Source organism: Pseudomonas sp. GW822-FHT02G04, from assembly GCF_058802085.1.
The window spans coordinates 180967-196519 of record NZ_JBXANU010000001.1 but is presented as its reverse complement, the minus strand read 5'-3'; the positions used below and the strand labels follow the sequence as shown (position 1 = coordinate 196519).

13 protein-coding genes are annotated in these 15553 nt (G+C 58.2%); 10 read left to right on the top strand and 3 right to left on the bottom strand.

What is annotated here, in order from left to right:
• Positions 1-19 precede the first annotated feature (19 nt).
• The gene (locus tag AC1RO5_RS00950; protein WP_493171934.1) at positions 20-1618 is read right to left on the bottom strand and encodes a hypothetical protein; all 1599 of its coding nucleotides are present in this window, start codon (positions 1616-1618) and stop codon (positions 20-22) included.
• 212 nt (positions 1619-1830) lie between these two features.
• Between AC1RO5_RS00950 and AC1RO5_RS00945 the strand changes: the two genes are divergently transcribed.
• The 9 genes from AC1RO5_RS00945 (at position 1831) to AC1RO5_RS00905 (ending at position 12109) form a co-directional block, all read left to right on the top strand.
• A complete protein-coding gene (locus tag AC1RO5_RS00945; RefSeq protein WP_493171932.1) occupies positions 1831-3123 on the top strand; it encodes an acyl-CoA dehydrogenase family protein in 1293 nt (430 codons plus the stop codon).
• 25 nt (positions 3124-3148) lie between these two features.
• Positions 3149-3751 (top strand): nitroreductase family protein, encoded by a 603-nt coding sequence (locus AC1RO5_RS00940; RefSeq protein ID WP_493171930.1) that lies wholly within the window; start codon positions 3149-3151, stop codon positions 3749-3751.
• On the top strand, positions 3748-4359 hold the full coding sequence (locus tag AC1RO5_RS00935; RefSeq protein WP_493171928.1) for an NADPH-dependent FMN reductase: 612 nt from the start codon (positions 3748-3750) through the stop codon (positions 4357-4359). Before AC1RO5_RS00940 ends, AC1RO5_RS00935 begins: the two co-directional genes overlap by 4 nt.
• Before the next feature lie 11 nt (positions 4360-4370).
• Complete coding sequence (locus tag AC1RO5_RS00930; protein ID WP_493171926.1) at positions 4371-5705, top strand: acyl-CoA dehydrogenase family protein; 1335 nt, start codon at positions 4371-4373, stop codon at positions 5703-5705.
• A complete protein-coding gene (locus AC1RO5_RS00925) occupies positions 5705-6226 on the top strand; it encodes a nuclear transport factor 2 family protein (RefSeq protein WP_493171924.1) in 522 nt (173 codons plus the stop codon). The genes AC1RO5_RS00930 and AC1RO5_RS00925 overlap by 1 nt, the downstream gene beginning before the upstream one ends.
• Before the next feature lie 8 nt (positions 6227-6234).
• Entirely contained in the window at positions 6235-7557 is a 1323-nt protein-coding gene (locus AC1RO5_RS00920) for an acyl-CoA dehydrogenase family protein (RefSeq protein WP_493171922.1), read from the top strand.
• A 64-nt stretch (positions 7558-7621) separates the two neighbouring features.
• Positions 7622-9049, top strand: coding sequence for an MFS transporter (locus AC1RO5_RS00915; RefSeq protein ID WP_493171920.1), 1428 nt, complete (start codon positions 7622-7624; stop codon positions 9047-9049).
• Positions 9050-9155: 106 nt separating this feature from the next.
• Entirely contained in the window at positions 9156-10577 is a 1422-nt protein-coding gene (locus tag AC1RO5_RS00910; protein WP_493171919.1) for an FCD domain-containing protein, read from the top strand.
• The gene (locus AC1RO5_RS00905; RefSeq protein ID WP_493171918.1) at positions 10574-12109 is read left to right on the top strand and encodes a DHA2 family efflux MFS transporter permease subunit; all 1536 of its coding nucleotides are present in this window, start codon (positions 10574-10576) and stop codon (positions 12107-12109) included. Before AC1RO5_RS00910 ends, AC1RO5_RS00905 begins: the two co-directional genes overlap by 4 nt.
• Before the next feature lie 116 nt (positions 12110-12225).
• Here the strand turns inward: AC1RO5_RS00905 and AC1RO5_RS00900 are convergent, their stop codons facing one another.
• Both AC1RO5_RS00900 and AC1RO5_RS00895 read right to left on the bottom strand, forming a co-directional pair.
• Positions 12226-12735, bottom strand: coding sequence for a hypothetical protein (locus tag AC1RO5_RS00900; protein ID WP_493171917.1), 510 nt, complete (start codon positions 12733-12735; stop codon positions 12226-12228).
• Between the two features lie 140 nt (positions 12736-12875).
• Complete coding sequence (locus tag AC1RO5_RS00895) at positions 12876-14357, bottom strand: carbohydrate porin (RefSeq protein WP_493171916.1); 1482 nt, start codon at positions 14355-14357, stop codon at positions 12876-12878.
• 230 nt (positions 14358-14587) lie between these two features.
• Here AC1RO5_RS00895 and AC1RO5_RS00890 point away from each other — a divergent pair, with 230 nt between their 5' ends.
• A complete protein-coding gene (locus AC1RO5_RS00890; RefSeq protein ID WP_493171915.1) occupies positions 14588-15520 on the top strand; it encodes a VOC family protein in 933 nt (310 codons plus the stop codon).
• The last annotated feature ends 33 nt before the right edge of the window (positions 15521-15553 follow it).

Below are 15553 nucleotides of genomic sequence, written 5' to 3'. Positions count from 1 at the left end.
CTCTTCCTGTTGATAAGGCCTAGGAAGCGTTCAGACGACCCGCGAATGAATTGAAATGTGGATGGGAGCGCAGGACATCGTAGGCGGGTGATGTGAGAAGCAGTAATTCCTGGATATGAGCGCGCGACTTGAGGGCTTGATCCAGCCAATGAAAGGCCTGCTCCACCTCTTGCAAACCAAGGTGAATCAACGTCATCGCCGCCAAATGGGCTCCTTCCGGATTAGCGCTACTGTCTTGCAAAACATTGAGCAGATACCTTGCCTTGGCTTCCTGTCCGGTTTGGGCATAAGCGAAGCCCAAATGCGCCAGGGCGACAGGATGGTCGTCCATCACACGGCAGGTTTCCTCCAGTTGAGCGATGGCGCTGTTGGGGAGTCCGGCATAAAGAAAACAGTCTCCCAGTAAAAGTTTTACCGCATCGAACTCGGGTGCCAAAGCTACGGACCTCTGGGCGAACATGATCGCACCATCGAAATCGCGCATATGCATACAGATCGCGGCAAGCGAAGATACAGCGAAGGCGGACTGCGGAGCCAGTTCGACCCCGCGCTCGGCGGCCTGGTATGCCTCCTTCAGCCGCCCGGATTGAAGATGCCCCAATCCCATCGCGGTATGGGGCAAGCCCTCTGCCGGGCTGGCCATGATCGCCTGGTTGAACATCATCGTCGCTTCGTCGGCATGGCCGGACGTGAGACGCCCCACTCCGAGGGCGACCTGTTCACCTGCCGTTCGGTCCCGGATCGCACCGCGTAAATATTCCCGCAGCAATACGTTATCGCGCATTACATATCGCGGCGCCATCTCGTCTTCGCGGATCACTTCGGTGGGCCTGGAACTGAGCCAGACGTGAACAGATTCGGCGACATTGGTCGCAACCTTGCGTTGGAAAACGATCATGTCTTCCACCTGTTGTTCATGGCGTCCCGACCAGACAGTCTCATCCCGGATCGGATCAGTGATTCGCAGATTCAAGCGATAGGTCTGCCCTTGCCGGAACAGACTTCCTTCCATGACGTAGGAGGCTTGTGACGCTCGAACGGCAACTGGCAGATCCATAGCCGTCTGGCCGAATCTCTGGCTGGTGCCCCGGGAAAGCACGGCTACGTTCGGGAGATTGGCGAGGTATAGGCTAATTTCGTCATGGAATGAGGTGACCAGGTCGGGATCTTCGATGCTCAGACCTGAAAAAGGCAAAATCAGCAGCCGTGGCCGAGGTTGCTCGCGCACAGGAGATCGCACCGCCATCGCCTCCATGCTCCTGGTCTTGAATTGAAACCTTGGCGTGAATCCGCCTTTAGGCAATGCGATCCGCACCGCATCCATCGCGCCTTCGGTCCGATAATAGAGCTCCAGCCGTGTTCTTAGCCGCCATGCTTCGGTCCGTACGCTGGTGTCGATCCGCGGGTCGAAGCCTCCATCACGACCGAACGCATCCACGGCGATATTGAATTGTTTGAGCCGATCACCGCGGCCGGCGAGCGTTTCGGACACGAGATACTGCAGCAACTCCCGCAGACGCTTCGTCCTCTGGAAGGTTTCGCTTTGCAGCACAGCATGGAGCGCCGCGATAACGCGCTCCTCTTGCAGATCGACGGTGGTGATGACACTTGGAGCCATGGTTGTGCTCGTCCATCGTGCGGCAGGTTGTCACATCCTATCTCCTTTTTGGGTTCATACCCCATAGCGTCGCGACCGCACAGGTCACAACACGTCACAAGTAGCCATCGGTCTCCAGGCCTGGATGACGTAACCCTCTGAGACTTCGTTTCTGCGCTGGGTGGGCGCCACTATCTGCATCGTGTTCAACCCCCAACGAAAACGACAATAAAATGAACCCACTCAGCAAGCTCAACACGTCGGCGGATTCCGACGCCGGATCCGGCGCGCCCCCCGTTAATGCCCCTGGCCCAAGTCCTGAAGCTGTGAAAATGCGCGATGCGATCCTGGCGCTGACGCCTCTCCTGCGCGACACCGCGTGGGACAGCGAAAAAGCGACGGCGCTCGTGCCCGAGGCACTGCGGGCGCTGGACCAGACCGGCTTTTTTCGTACCACGCTACCAGCAAAGTTCGGAGGCTCGGCCTTCGGTGCACGCGATTTGGTAGAAGTGATCGCCGCCGCCTCCTATGCCGATGGTTCAGCTGGCTGGAGCGGTTTCGCGGCATCCGGCGTCCGCCTGGTTCTCGCTTTTAGCCAGCAGGCAGTTGACGAAGTTTCGACGCAGATCGCCGATTGGGTCGGACCCGCCGCTGTGGGGGCTTCGATCTTTTCCAACATCGTCGGGCAGGCCAGACGCACCGACGAGGGGTTCCTGGTCACAGGCAAGTGGATGTACGGCAGCGGCTGCAGTTATGCCGCTTGGGCAGTCGTCGGCATCGAGTGGCAAGAGGATGGTAAGCCCGTTCGCGGCTTGGCGCTGATCTCTCGGGACCAGTACGAGATCCTCGACGACTGGCATGTCATGGGTATGGCCGCGAGCTCAAGCAACAGCATCGTGGCCCGGAACGAGATCTTCGTTCCGGCGTATCGCGTGGTCCGCCATGCCGACCTGCCTGCCGCCTTGGGCGCTCTGCCACAGAAATATGAAGGGCTCACTTATCGAATGGGCCCCTTGGCCACCATGCTCTCCACGGCGCTCGCCAATATCGCCATCACCCTCGGCATGGCAAGGGGCTGTCTTGATTGCTTCGTCGACCAGGCCAACAAGCGCGTGCCGTTCAATCTGCCTTATGAAACGGTCGCGACGATGCCGTCGACCCAGGTCGTTGCAGGACGGGCACACGCCATGATCCAGGCCGCCGAGGCGTTGATCCTGCAGACGGCCGACGAAGTCGATGCACGCACTCTGCGCACAGAGGACTTCATGCCTCGCGAGGAATCGCTCGCCACGATGAGCCTCGTCTACGCCGCGAATCTCTGCGGCGAGGCCATTGACGAGATGCAGCTTTGCATCGGCTCTTCGACCGTCAGCCTGCGCAACCCCATTCAACGTTTCGCCCGAGACGCACGGGTGATGCTGACCCACGGTGCTATCCGTCGGGATCCGGCTGCAGAAATCGCGGGACGACATGTGCTTGGTCTCCCGCCCTTCAACATGTTCGCTGGCGGCTTGGCCCAGCGCTAACAGCTTCACACAGAGAGAAAACGATATGACCAGTTTTTCCAATCGTTCATCCACTTATGCCATCGATCCGATCTTCCTGGAGCGTTGGTCTCCACGCGCTCTTGATGAGGAAGCTGTCATTTCCGAACAGGACCTGATGACCCTCTTCGAGGCGGCCCATTGGGCACCGTCCTCTTTCAATTCGCAACCATGGCGCTTCATCTATGCCCGCCGGGACACGCCGCAGTGGTCGCGTCTGTTCAATCTTCTCGTGCCCATGAACCAGGGCTGGGCCGTACGGGCCTCAGCGCTGGTGGTGCTCGTGTCCGCCAACACCGCGCAGCCACCGGGCGCCCCCGGACCGGTCCCTTCCTACAGCCATTCGCTCGATGCCGGCGCGGCCTGGGCCTATCTCGCCTTGCAGGCAACGCGGCTTGGTTGGTACACACATGCGATGGCCGGGTTCGATGTCGAGCGTGCTTACGAAGTGCTTGAGGTGCCCAAGGCAACCTACCGGGTCGAAACCGTGATTGCCATTGGCAGGCCGGGAGATAAAAGCCTGTTGCCCCCGCCCTTGCAGGAGCGTGAGCAACCCAACGGACGTCGGCCGGTCGAAGAACTGGTGATGGTCGGAGGGTTGCGGCCATGAAAACGCATTCGGACAAGCCCTTCATCGTCGGAATCGGCGGTACGGCTTTCAAAGGTTCCTCCACCGAGCAGGCACTGGTCCTTGCCCTGTCAGCCGCAGAAGTGGCGGGTGGGAGGACCCAGCTATTCGGAGGCGATGCTCTCCTGGCTCTCCCGCATTATGTGCCGGGCAGCATCGCGCGCAGCAGTGAAGAACTGGCGTTGATCGAGGCTATTCGCGCCGCGGATGGTCTGATCATCGCAAGCCCCGGGTATCACGGCACCCTCTCGGGTCTGGTCAAGAACGCAATCGACTATTTCGAAGAAATGGCTAAGGACGAGAGGGTTTATCTGGATGGGCTGCCAGTCGGATTGATCGCTACCGCCTATGGCTGGCAAGCGACCGGCGGGACCCTCGGCGCGCTGCGGTCGATCGTTCACGCACTACGGGGTTGGCCGACGCCCATGGGGGCCGCAATTAACACAAGCGGAAAAATCTTCTCCGACGGCGTCTGCCAGGACCAGGCCGCAACCAACCAGCTCAATCTGGTTGGCCGTCAGGTCGTCGAATTCGCGGGCCGGTCGGCACATCACACAACACAGCCAAAGCCACTCAGAAACTTTCGCTAGGAAAATTCGATATGTCACAGTTTCCAATTGACGGGCCGCTGCCGCCCATGGTGCCAACTGGTTCCGTCGAATCACCCTGGATCACCGACATTGGCCGCACCATCGCCGCCAAGGTACGGGCGCTGATACCGCTCATCCGTGAACAGGCTCAAGAAGGCGAAAAGATCGGAGCACTCACACCAGACGTACTCCAGGCCGTTACAGATGCCGGCATCTTCAAGATGGGAATGCCCCTCGAATGGGGTGGCTATGCGCTCGGCGCGCGCGATCTCGTCGAGATCATCAGTATCCTTGGTGAGGGCGACGGCTCAGCCGGATGGGCCGGTTTCGTCGGTGTGGGAATGAAGAACCTCCTGGCGCTCCAACCTCAAGTCATCGAAGAAGTCCGCCGCGACACCGAGGGCTGGGCTGGGCCAGTGATTGTTGGCGCCTCCGTCTATGCGACGAAGGTCGGCGACGCTCGCAAAGTCGACGGCGGCTGGATGGTGAAGGGCCGCTGGGCTTTTGGAAGCGGATGCAAGCACGCCAAATGGGCGTTGCTTGGCGTCGAATACAACCCGGCGTCGGCCGGGGGCTCCGGCCGTGGCGTCGTCGTGGTCCAGCGCGACCAGTATGAAATCCTCGACGACTGGCATGTCATGGGATTGTCAGGATCGGCGAGCAACAGTCTTGAGATCGTTTCCGAACAGTTCGTGCCTGACCATCGTTTCCTGGATCTTGCGGAATTTCCGTTGCGGATGCAGCTGATTCGCGACCACTTCCAGGGCGCCGGTTTCCAGCAGCGCGGTCTCGCCCAGCTGCTCACGGTGACACTCACCAACATCGCCATCGCGTTGGGCATGGCCCGCGGAGCGCTCTCGTGCTTCGCGGAGCAGTCGCAGACACGCAAACCCTTCAGCTTGCCCTACCCCACTATCGCCGACATGGCCTCGGTCCAGGTCGCCGCAGGAAAGTCCCTGGCCATGATCAAGGTCGCGGCTGCCACGATCGAGGGCTGCGCGGATCAGTTGGACGCCAGGACCGCGGCTGGACTGGATTTCACAATTGAAGAGGAATCCGAAATCAGCCTTAGCCTTGCCTATGCGGGAAACCTTTGCGAGGACGCGATCACCCTCCTGCAAAAGACCATCGGCTCTTCGTCGATGTCGCTGAAAAATCCAATCCAGCGCTTTGCACGGGACGTCCGGGTGCTGACATCCCATGGCGCGATCCGGGTCGATCCTCAGTCCGAACAGAATGGCCGCCGCATCCTGGGACGAGAACCCTTCTCGATGTTCGGCGGAGCCGTGCCGACGCGTGACAACCCAGTGCAAGACAACAAATTCAAGAAGGAGCATGTGAGCTGATGAGCGATTTCACCATTGTTGATGGCGTAGCCCAGATCCACAACCCGCAGCTGTACCAGACCTGGCTCGACCGGCCGGACTATATCGAGGCGTTGGCAGCCTCCCCCACGCCTGAGCTCACGGCGACCAAGCGGTTGCTCATCGAGTTCGAGGCAGAGCTTGCCCGCATGGTGCGCGACGGCACCGTGCAGGAGAAAGTCGAGGAAGTGATGACGCGTTTCATCGCCGATGACTATATCCAGCACGACCCGAACGCCCCGGGCAATGGCCGCGAACTGCTCATCGAGCATTTCCGCCGCGTCCCGCTCAGCGGTGTTACGCCACCACCCGTTGTGAGTGTGATAGTCGAGGGAGAGCTTGGCTGCATCATGATGAAGGAGCCGCTTGCGGATCCGACGGCACCTGGCCAGACCTATGAGTGGTACATGATCACGGTGTTCCGGGTACGCGACGGAAAACTCTCCGAACATTGGAGCACCTTCAAAAAAATGGCTGACCCGTTTCCACCGAAAAAGAGTTGAGGCCTGCCATGAACCACATAAACAAAGATTTCCGTTTTCCGGGGATAACCCCGAAATTTTCAGAATCGCCTTATCTGAGCGAAACCGGAAAAAGGATACGCGATGACGTCATAGGCAAGCTCGAACTGCTGCGCGCGCATGCCTCTGAGGGAGAGCAACTCGGGATGCTCGCACCTGCGACGCTTGCGGCCCTGCATGAAGTGGGGGTTTTCAAGATCACGCTGCCGATCGAACTGGGCGGCTATGCGCTTGGCGCACGCGACACCGCCGAGATCGTCAACGCTCTGGGCCTGGCGGATGCATCGGCCGGCTGGACAGTGATCGTCTCGAGCGCCGCCCGCAATACACTCGCCTTTCCCGAGCGGGCACGTAACGAGGTTTTCAGCGACGTGGAGACATGGGCCGGTCCGCTCATGTTCGGCGCAACGGTGCTGGCCCCCCATGTCGGCGAAGGTCGTAAAGTCGAAGGCGGCTACATGGTCAAAGGCAAATGGCCGTTCGGGAGCGGGTGCCGCATTGCGGCCTGGGGGTCGGTTGGCATCGGATACATCGACCCGGATACGGGCGTCCAGCGCCGCGCAATGGCGATACTGTCGCAAGACCAGTACCAGATCCTTGATGACTGGAAAGTCATGGGGCTGACGGCGACATCGAGCAACAGCGTGCAGACAGAGGAAGAAGTGTTTGTCCCCGACTATCGCGTCGTTCAGATGGATCAGTTGATCGGGCTCATCGACGGACTCCGTGGCAAATACCAGGGCGTCGGCTTCAAACATAGTCCCATCGGCTCAATGGTGGCGATGACCATTTCCTTTGCGGCACTCGCCAGCGGGATGGCCAAAGGTGCGCTGACCGCATTCATCGAACAAGCAAAAAAACGCGCCCCCTTCAACGTCCCGTATTCCACCATGTCCGAAATGGCCAGCATCCAGGTCGTTGCGGGTAAAGCACGCGCGGTCATCAATGCAGCCGAGGCTGTGATCTACCGCCATGCCGACGAAGTGGACCGTCGCGCCATCGCTGGAGAGGATTTCTTTCCACAGGAGGAGCCGGAAATCACTATGGATCTCGTTCACCAGATTCATGAATGTCTCGGGACAATCGATGGCCTTCAGCTTGCACTGGGTTCTTCAACGGTGAGCCTTAGCAATCCGATCCAGCGCTTCGTCCGCGATATCCACGTGCTGGCTACGCACGGCGCCTTCCGAGTGGATCCAATGGCCGAGATCAATGGTCGCGACATGTTCGGACTGAAACCATTTCCGATGATGGCCGCGTTGACACCGTCGGAGCCACCGCCAGGAGCACCGCCAGGCCCTCCGAAAGCATAACCGACACCGAGCGAAAGACCGCCGTCACACGAAAGCGTCGTGACGCGCGGTCAGGCAGATCGGTATGAACTCTATCCTCGACAAAAATAAAAATGGAGACAACCTTGTGGAACAGACTGCGGACCACTCCTCTTTTATAGGCCACCCTCCGCCCAAAGCGACGTGGCAGACTTATCTTCTCGATTTTCGGCGAGCACCTGGCCGAGCGAAAGCCGCGCTCCTGGGCTGTTTCATCATGATGACACTCAGCCCCGCGGGCCTCTCGGCGATGATGCCCTTCATCACGGCATCGTTCGCGGCTCAGACCGCAAAGCCCATGCCGGAGGCGCTTCTGCTGTTTGTGGCCATCCCGTTGTTAATTGCACCGTTTATCCTCCCGATCGCGGGTGCGTGGGTGGACCGGTGGGGGGCTAGACGGGTCTCCATCCCTGCTACGGTCTTGTACGCCGCGACGACTGCGTTGATACCGCTCAGCAGCCCCTTTCCCTGGCTTTTCGGCATCGTCATCGTGCTGGCGTCGGTGTTCGGCTTCATGGCCAGCCTCGCGGTGGTCTTCAAGGTCGTCACGGCATGGTTCCCGCGCCATCGCGGTATCGGCTTTGCCCTGATCGGCATGGTGTCGAGCCTGGCGAGTGCCGTGCTCTCCCCTGTGTTCCAATGGGCAATTGACGGCGACAACTCGGGGTTCGCTGGCCTGGGCTGGGATGGCACCTACTATGCTGTCGCCGCCTCAATTGCGATTCTCGCGATTCCGGCTGCGCTGTTCCTCCTCTCCGAACCCTCCTACATAACCATAGAGCCAGCCTTTCCCAAGACCCCGGCCGAAACCAACCTGAAAGACATTCCCGGTGTCCCGCTGCGCAAAGCACTTCGGACCCCCACCTGGATCTTCATCGCGTTGTCCTTGGCTCTGGCCGCCGCCGGCCCCATGGCGGTGCGTCAGAACGCGGTCAGTTTTTTTGCTGAACGCGGCTTCGATGCGGCGACCGTCGCGGTGTCGCAATCTGTGCTCTTTATCGCCTCGATCATCGGCTTGCTCGCTGGCGGCATGACGCTTGACCGTGCGCGCCGACCCTGGATTGTCGGCACGCTGCTGGCGGTCGTGCCCATCGGCCTGGCGCTTTCCTACTTCAATCACGGCAACGTTCCACTGCTGTTCGTGGCCACCGCTTGTCTCGGCTTCGCAACAGGAGCGGAGTCGGCTCTAGGGCCCTTTCTTATCGCACGCTATTTCGGTTTGAAGTGCTTTGCCCAGCTTCAGGGCCTCACCCTGGCCATCTCGACGCTTTCCCTCGGCCTCTCGCCATTTCTGGTGAGCGCCATGCAAACCGCCACGGGCAGCTATGCCGTTCCATTCACCGTGCTGACCGCCCTCACCGGGTTCGCCGCACTCCTCGCATTTTTCCTCCCGGAATATCCCGCCGAATGGAGTCACGCTGTCGAACAGGAGCGGTTCACGCGTCTCGCCACCGGAAAACAAAACCCTGAATAAACGGCTGCGGCAACCCAAAAGGATGGAGATGTCATAGGCACTTTGCCGTCGCTCGATCGAGCGTCGGCACAAACAAAAAACAAAAACAAAAATGAGTGGAGACGTCATGAACTTTCCTGGTGTTAGGGCTGAGGTCCGACGCGACTTCAGTGAACGTATTGTCGGTCCGGACAACAGACTGCATAAGCTGGCGCACGAAGTCGTGGCCGCGATGGAGGAAGATCTCTGCGTTCGCGGCTGGCCTGAGGGTCACCTGATCGGTTCGGTTTCAGAACTGCGGCAGCGCTTCGGGATGGGACGCAAGGCCTGCCAGGAGGCAATCGCCATCATGCAGTCACGCCGGCTCATCAATGTTCGGCGAGGCGTCGGCGGTGGCCTCTATGTCTCCCGTCCGGGATTGAACGACACAGCGCAAGCGCTCATTTTGCATCTGGTCCTCAGCCGCACCTCGTCCCGCGCCCTTAGCGATGCGCGCATCGTTGTTTGTCAGCTTGCCATCCGTTCGCTCATCAGGTGCAACACGCCCTTCGTCTATCGGGACACACCGCCCGTTGGCGGCAAGGAGTCAGGATCAAACTTTTATCGCCAATTAGCCCAGGCCTGCGGTAATCCGCCAATCGCTTTCCTGATAGATCTTCTGGAAGAACTACAGCGACGCTACGTTGCCGCCAATCCCCAGAACAAGGTCGACCAAGCCCAGATTCACACAGAGCCGTTGGACAACGCCCTTATCGAGGCCATGGGATCAGGCGACACGGAAACTGCGTGCTGCCTGATCCGGGATCGCATACAAACCCTCGACCTGTTTGGGGTGAACCTACCGACGGATCAGGTCAGCTTCGACCAGACAACGACCTTCCTCGATCTGAAAAAATCCTCCGGTCGATTGGCGGGATTGATCGTCGAGGAAATTCTTGCGCATGCGGTCACCGCGTCATTCAAGCTCGGGTCTGAATGGGATATCGGCGCTCGCTACGGCTTCACCAGCGAGATCGTACGCCCGGCCCTGCGAATGCTTGAGGATCTGGGCATCGTTGCCTGCTGCCGCGGACGCAGCGGTGGCGTGATCAGCACGCAGCCGCGGATTGGTGCGGTCGTACGCCTGATCAGTTCCGGTATCGCGAACTGCGGCATCTCACCGGAGCAAAACTTCGAGTTGTCGAGCCAGCTCGTAATAGAAGGGGTCCGCTTGGCTGCCGAACGCAACAAGGGAGCTCCTGCCTCCCCAATCAAAGATCTCCCTTCACAGATCGTCAAATTGACCGATCTCATCGACATCGAGAACACGTTGCTCGACATGATGGACAACCCGATCTTCGCCATTTTCGTGCGAAGCCTGGCCCTACAATCCTTGCTTAGCAAAAGGTTGGCGGATCTTGCCCATTTTTCGGGCACGGTAGCCTCGGCCATGCACACCTGCAGTCTGGAGATCTCGCGGGCAATCCGAATGGGTGACGCGATGGCTGCAGTCAACGCGGCCAAGCGCAAAAGCGAATTGATGAAGCGCGAAATAATGGGGGCTTCGTGAGCACCGTCGATCTCTCTCCCCGCCGTGTAGATTCCGACAGGCTGGACCCGCATCTACTACGCGTTGCGGGCGTGGTGGTGCTGGGCGCCTTTATGTCGATCCTCGACACGACAGTCGTTAATGTTGCGATCCAAGGACTGTCAAAAACCTTCCAGACCCCGCTGGAAACCACCCAGTGGATCTCGACCGGCTACATGCTGGCCCTCACCACGATCATACCCCTCGCCGGTTGGGCGGCCGACCGCTTCGGCACCAAGCGTTTGTATCTGATATCGATCCTGCTGTTTCTAATCGGGTCCGCCTTGTCAGGCGCCGCATGGTCGATGTCATCGCTGATCATATTCCGTGTGCTGCAGGGACTCGGTGGCGGCATGATCTTGCCGACCGGCATGACGCTCCTGAGCCACGTTGCCGGTCCGCAGCGCATGGGGCGCCTGATGGGAATCGTAGGGCTGCCCATTGTGCTGGGGCCCATCCTGGGTCCGACCTTGGGCGGATGGCTGGTCGATGACGTTTCCTGGCGCTGGATCTTTTTCATCAACCTCCCCGTCGGGGCGATTGCATTGTATGCAGCCTACCGCGTGCTTGCTTCTGACGAATCCAAACCCAATCACGCCCTGGACTGGACCGGCTTATTGCTCCTTTCACCGGGATTGGCGATCTTCATCTATGGTCTTACCGAAATTACGGTAGCGGGCAACTTCAACTCGCTTACGGCGGATGGCTGTGCGTTCGGTGGTCTTGCGATGATCGTCGGATTCATCCTTCACGCCTTACGTCGCGACGATGCGCTGATCGATGTCCGGTTGTTTGACCGTCGGATCGTTGGCAGCGTCGCCGTCACCACCTTTATGTTGAGTGCAGCCGCCTTCGGCCTGTCCCTTTTGTTTCCTTTATATTTTCAGATGGTGCGCGGTTATTCGGCCTTCGACACCGGCCTTCTCGTTGCCGCAGAGGGACTCGGGGCAGTGTTGTCAATGCCGATCGCGGGTTATCTGGTCGACAAAGTGGGTGCTGGAAAAGTTGTTTTGGCTGGCATCGCATGTACCGCATTTTCTGTTCTGCTCTTGAGCATGATCGAACACACAACGCCGCTCTGGGGCATTGAAGTGATGTTGTTCATTGTCGGGCTCGGCAAAGGTGCAACGATGATGCCTGCGACAAGCGCCGCGCTAAGTACGTTGCGAAAGCACGAGATCGCTCGTGCAACGAGTGGGCTGAACGTCATACAGCGTGCCGGTGGCGCACTCGGCACAGCGCTGCTTGCCGTTATCCTGACGCGCGGAATATCCAGCTTCGCTCCAGCCAGCAGTGCCGGGAGCTTGCAGCCTGGTGTCACTGCGGCCGTGCAGCCACATTTCTCGCTCGAGCCCGAACAAGTATTTAGTCACGCTTTTCTTTGGGCGCTCGGCATGATCGTGTTGGCAGGTTGCGCCGCCCTGTTCTTGTTGAGCAAAACGGCAGTCGTAGGCGATGGAAGCGAGACTTCTGCTGGCTCAGACAGTGAAGGACGATCCCGGGCAAGTACTTAGCCGTACTTCCCGGCGGTCCTCGTCAGACGTGGCGAGCGACACTCCAAGCACGCCCCAAGAGGCTGCCGTGTTGAGGAAGCACGGCAGCCCTCGGACTGGAAGAGATCGTCTTGGCCTTACTGGGCAAAAATACCGATCGGACGCTCGTCAAGAACTGTTAACCCGTACCCGGAAACGGCAACCAGACTGTGTCGATGGTTCGATAGCAGGATCATTTGCTGAACCCCGAGTTCAGCAAGAACCATGGCTCCAGTACCATAATCGCGAAGCTTCCTGATCTCCGCATCCCGATCATCCTGGTCACGAAATCGAACGGTCGCCGTAAACGCGTCGGATCGAGGCTTGTTTATGATCACCACAACACCCGCCCCTTCTTCAGCGATCATTTCCATTGACCGGGCGAGATAGCTCGACTCCTCACAGACTTCACCGAAAGCATCGGCGAAGATAGACAGGGCGTGCATTCGCACAAGAACCGGTCGGCTGGGGTCGATGACTCCCTTGACCAATGCAATTTGCTCGCTCTTGCTGGCCTTATTCCAATAGGCGTAGGCCAGCCACTCCCCTCCCCATTTGCTCTTGAATGTCGTGGTCGCCTTGCGCTCGAGCAGATGGTCGTGGCGCAACCGATAGGTGATCAGGTCCCGGATCGTAGATCCTCCGTCGGCAACTCCCTCTTGAGGAACGCTTGCCTGAAGTTCGGTAGTATCGCAAACATAAATGCTGCTCGCCGATTGAGACCGGGGAGCAGCCTATTTTTATGCGTTCAGAATGAAATAATCATTTTTTGATTGAGGATCAGTGCCGATGGGAGTTCTTCATTCGCCACCGTTCCCGGGTTAGTGACTAACGAGGCGGTCGAGATGAAATAAACACCTGGACTCACGCGATAAGAATACGAAATTGCTCCTTGAGTGGACGTTGTCGATGTGTCGTGAACTCCACCCGCGGCTACAGCATCTTGCAACTCACGACTCTCCCAAGTTTTACTGTACCCAACCGAAACCATATCGAATGGTCGGCTTTCAAACGGGCCCACATAAAACAAGTTGACCGCGATATCTTTGGCAAAAATATTGCGATCGGATGGCGCAGCATCGACTTTTATATCGAGATTCAGCCCCCCTGGGTTATTGGTATTTTTTGTGAGCTGCATCGTAAGACCCGCATAAGCGGCGTAGTTGTCGTCCGCTATTGACCCGTCGTACTTTGTATAATCGGTCGTATTGTAGATGAAGCCGGCCCTGGCCCAGATAGGCAAGCCACCACCTGGTGTCAATCCGGTTCTATAACCAACTTCGTTGATATATAACGGCCCTGTATCTTTAGTACCCCATCTCAAACCGGTAGGGTTTTCCTCCAACTCTACGATGGCACCGGAAGAGCTGATACTGCGTGCAACGGCGGAGTGGAAATAAAAATTCTTCGTCCATGGATCCCTGAATTTAATCTCGGCAGTCGGCGTTGGTGTATATACGCTCATACCCACCAGCGCTGGAATTGAACTCTGCAAACCTTGTGCGACGGATCCGGCGTTCCCGGTAAGGTTCATTCCCACAAAATCTTGAATCGTCAGCAAATAGCCGGCTTTGAGCTCAACCTTGTTATCAAACAAGGGCACATCGACACCCAAGGTGGTCACCGTCGGGTCCATATCCGGCGCCTCACCCACTCCGCCGCTGGACGTCATTTGAGAAATACTGCCGGTGAACTGAGAGCCTAATGGAAATCCGTTTCGGCCCAAATCATAGGTGACATAGACCGTGGTGATTTCATAGGCGCTAAGATTTTGCCCGGCATATTTTTGATTCTTAGTACCCTGTCTATTTTTAGCATCGTAATCTATGACAGGAGAAAACGAACCGCGTATACCCCACCCCGCGTCAGAAAACCCATCTCGAAGACCGAATAAGGTTGGAGAAACACTATCGCACGTCGATGGCAAATAGATCGTGCTCATGATGCGGGTATTGTATTGATCGTATTTTTGACAATCAGCATTTACCGGCGGAAGTTTAACTTCCATATCGGGGACCGCTGAAGGTGGCATCTGCGTTTGTGCTTCCGCCATGCAGTCGGGCGCCCCCAGGTAAGTAAACAAAGACACCAGCAAGATGACCTTCAGCGTTGACGGCACCCGTGTTGCTGCAAGGCAATTGCGGACCACCGCCTCCCGCTTACGATTGATGTAGACCACAGCATTCTCCTTATTATTATTTGAGTAGTAGTCAGTGCTACGAGTGCTCATGATCCGCTCTGTGCCCCCAAAAAATAGGTGCATCTATCCCGCCCTTTGCAGGCACGATTTCCGATCCCGATTTCACGGACAAGGCCGCCTTCTTCAGCAGTATTGATACACCTATATCTCCTCGATATTTGGACGCCTAATCGTTATTGGCTGTCGGCACCGTCATGGAATTCAGTCACAGCGAGCCAGGCAGGACCAAGCGTGGCATCTGCAACGAAAGGAGGTAGGCGTTGATTACCGTTAAAGACATCGCATTTGTGCGCTACCAGGTCACCGATCTGGAGTGCATGGAACAGTTTTTGGTCGACTTCGGACTGCATCGGGTTGCGCGGACCGAGCGTGCCCTGTACATGCGAGCCGCTGGCGCCGAGCATCATGCGCACATCAGTGAACTCGGCGACAAGAGCACTACCGTAGGCTTTGGGCTGTTGGCGCAGTCACACGACGATCTGGAACGACTCGCCACGCACCTGAATCTGACCGTCGAGGACAACCCCGAGCCCGGTGGAGGCAAACGCGTGCGCCTCACCGATCCTGCGGGGTTCGTGGTCGACGTAATTCATGGCCAGGCGCGCCATGCCCCCCTGGAGGCGCGCGATCCTCTCGCGATGAATCCGTCTGTGCGGCGGCAGCGCTTCGGCGAGAAGGTTCGCGTCGCACGCAGGCCGAGTTCGGTCATGCGCTTGGGACACGTTGCGATGCTCGTACCGAATTTTCAGGAGGTGTTTACGTTCTATCGCGACGTGCTCGGCTTCCGCGTCTCGGACACCTACTGGGCCGGCGACAAGCAAAACACTATCGCCGCATTTTTGCACTGTGGCCTCGGCGAGCAGTGGACCGATCATCACACCATCGCGCTGGTGACCGCGCAGGACGGCGTGGCGCGTTTCGACCATTGTGCGTTCGAGGTGGTGGATCTGGACGACCTGTTCCAGGGTGGCGAATACCTCAAGGCACGTGGCTACACACATTCGTGGGGCGTTGGCCGCCATGTTCAAGGCAGCCAGATCTTCGATTACTGGCGTGATCCGTTCGGCAACAAGATAGAGCACTGGACCGATGGAGACTTGGTCAATGACGACATGCCCATGGGCCACGCCGAAATATCCAACGACGAAATGAGCCAGTGGGCTCCCCCGTTGATGCCGGAATTCTACGAGTGACCGTATTGCCGGATATTCTTTTTCAGGAGACAC

Excerpts from the sequence above, each read along its gene's own strand:
- AC1RO5_RS00950 (WP_493171934.1), bottom strand. The coding sequence starts at position 1,618 with ATGGCTCCAAGTGTCATCACCACCGTCGATCTGCAAGAGGAGCGCGTT.
- AC1RO5_RS00945 (WP_493171932.1), top strand. The coding sequence starts at position 1,831 with ATGAACCCACTCAGCAAGCTCAACACGTCGGCGGATTCCGACGCCGGA.
- AC1RO5_RS00940 (WP_493171930.1), top strand. The coding sequence starts at position 3,149 with ATGACCAGTTTTTCCAATCGTTCATCCACTTATGCCATCGATCCGATC.
- AC1RO5_RS00935 (WP_493171928.1), top strand. The coding sequence starts at position 3,748 with ATGAAAACGCATTCGGACAAGCCCTTCATCGTCGGAATCGGCGGTACG.
- AC1RO5_RS00930 (WP_493171926.1), top strand. The coding sequence starts at position 4,371 with ATGTCACAGTTTCCAATTGACGGGCCGCTGCCGCCCATGGTGCCAACT.
- AC1RO5_RS00925 (WP_493171924.1), top strand. The coding sequence starts at position 5,705 with ATGAGCGATTTCACCATTGTTGATGGCGTAGCCCAGATCCACAACCCG.
- AC1RO5_RS00920 (WP_493171922.1), top strand. The coding sequence starts at position 6,235 with ATGAACCACATAAACAAAGATTTCCGTTTTCCGGGGATAACCCCGAAA.
- AC1RO5_RS00915 (WP_493171920.1), top strand. The coding sequence starts at position 7,622 with ATGAACTCTATCCTCGACAAAAATAAAAATGGAGACAACCTTGTGGAA.
- AC1RO5_RS00910 (WP_493171919.1), top strand. The coding sequence starts at position 9,156 with ATGAACTTTCCTGGTGTTAGGGCTGAGGTCCGACGCGACTTCAGTGAA.
- AC1RO5_RS00895 (WP_493171916.1), bottom strand. The coding sequence starts at position 14,357 with ATGAGCACTCGTAGCACTGACTACTACTCAAATAATAATAAGGAGAAT.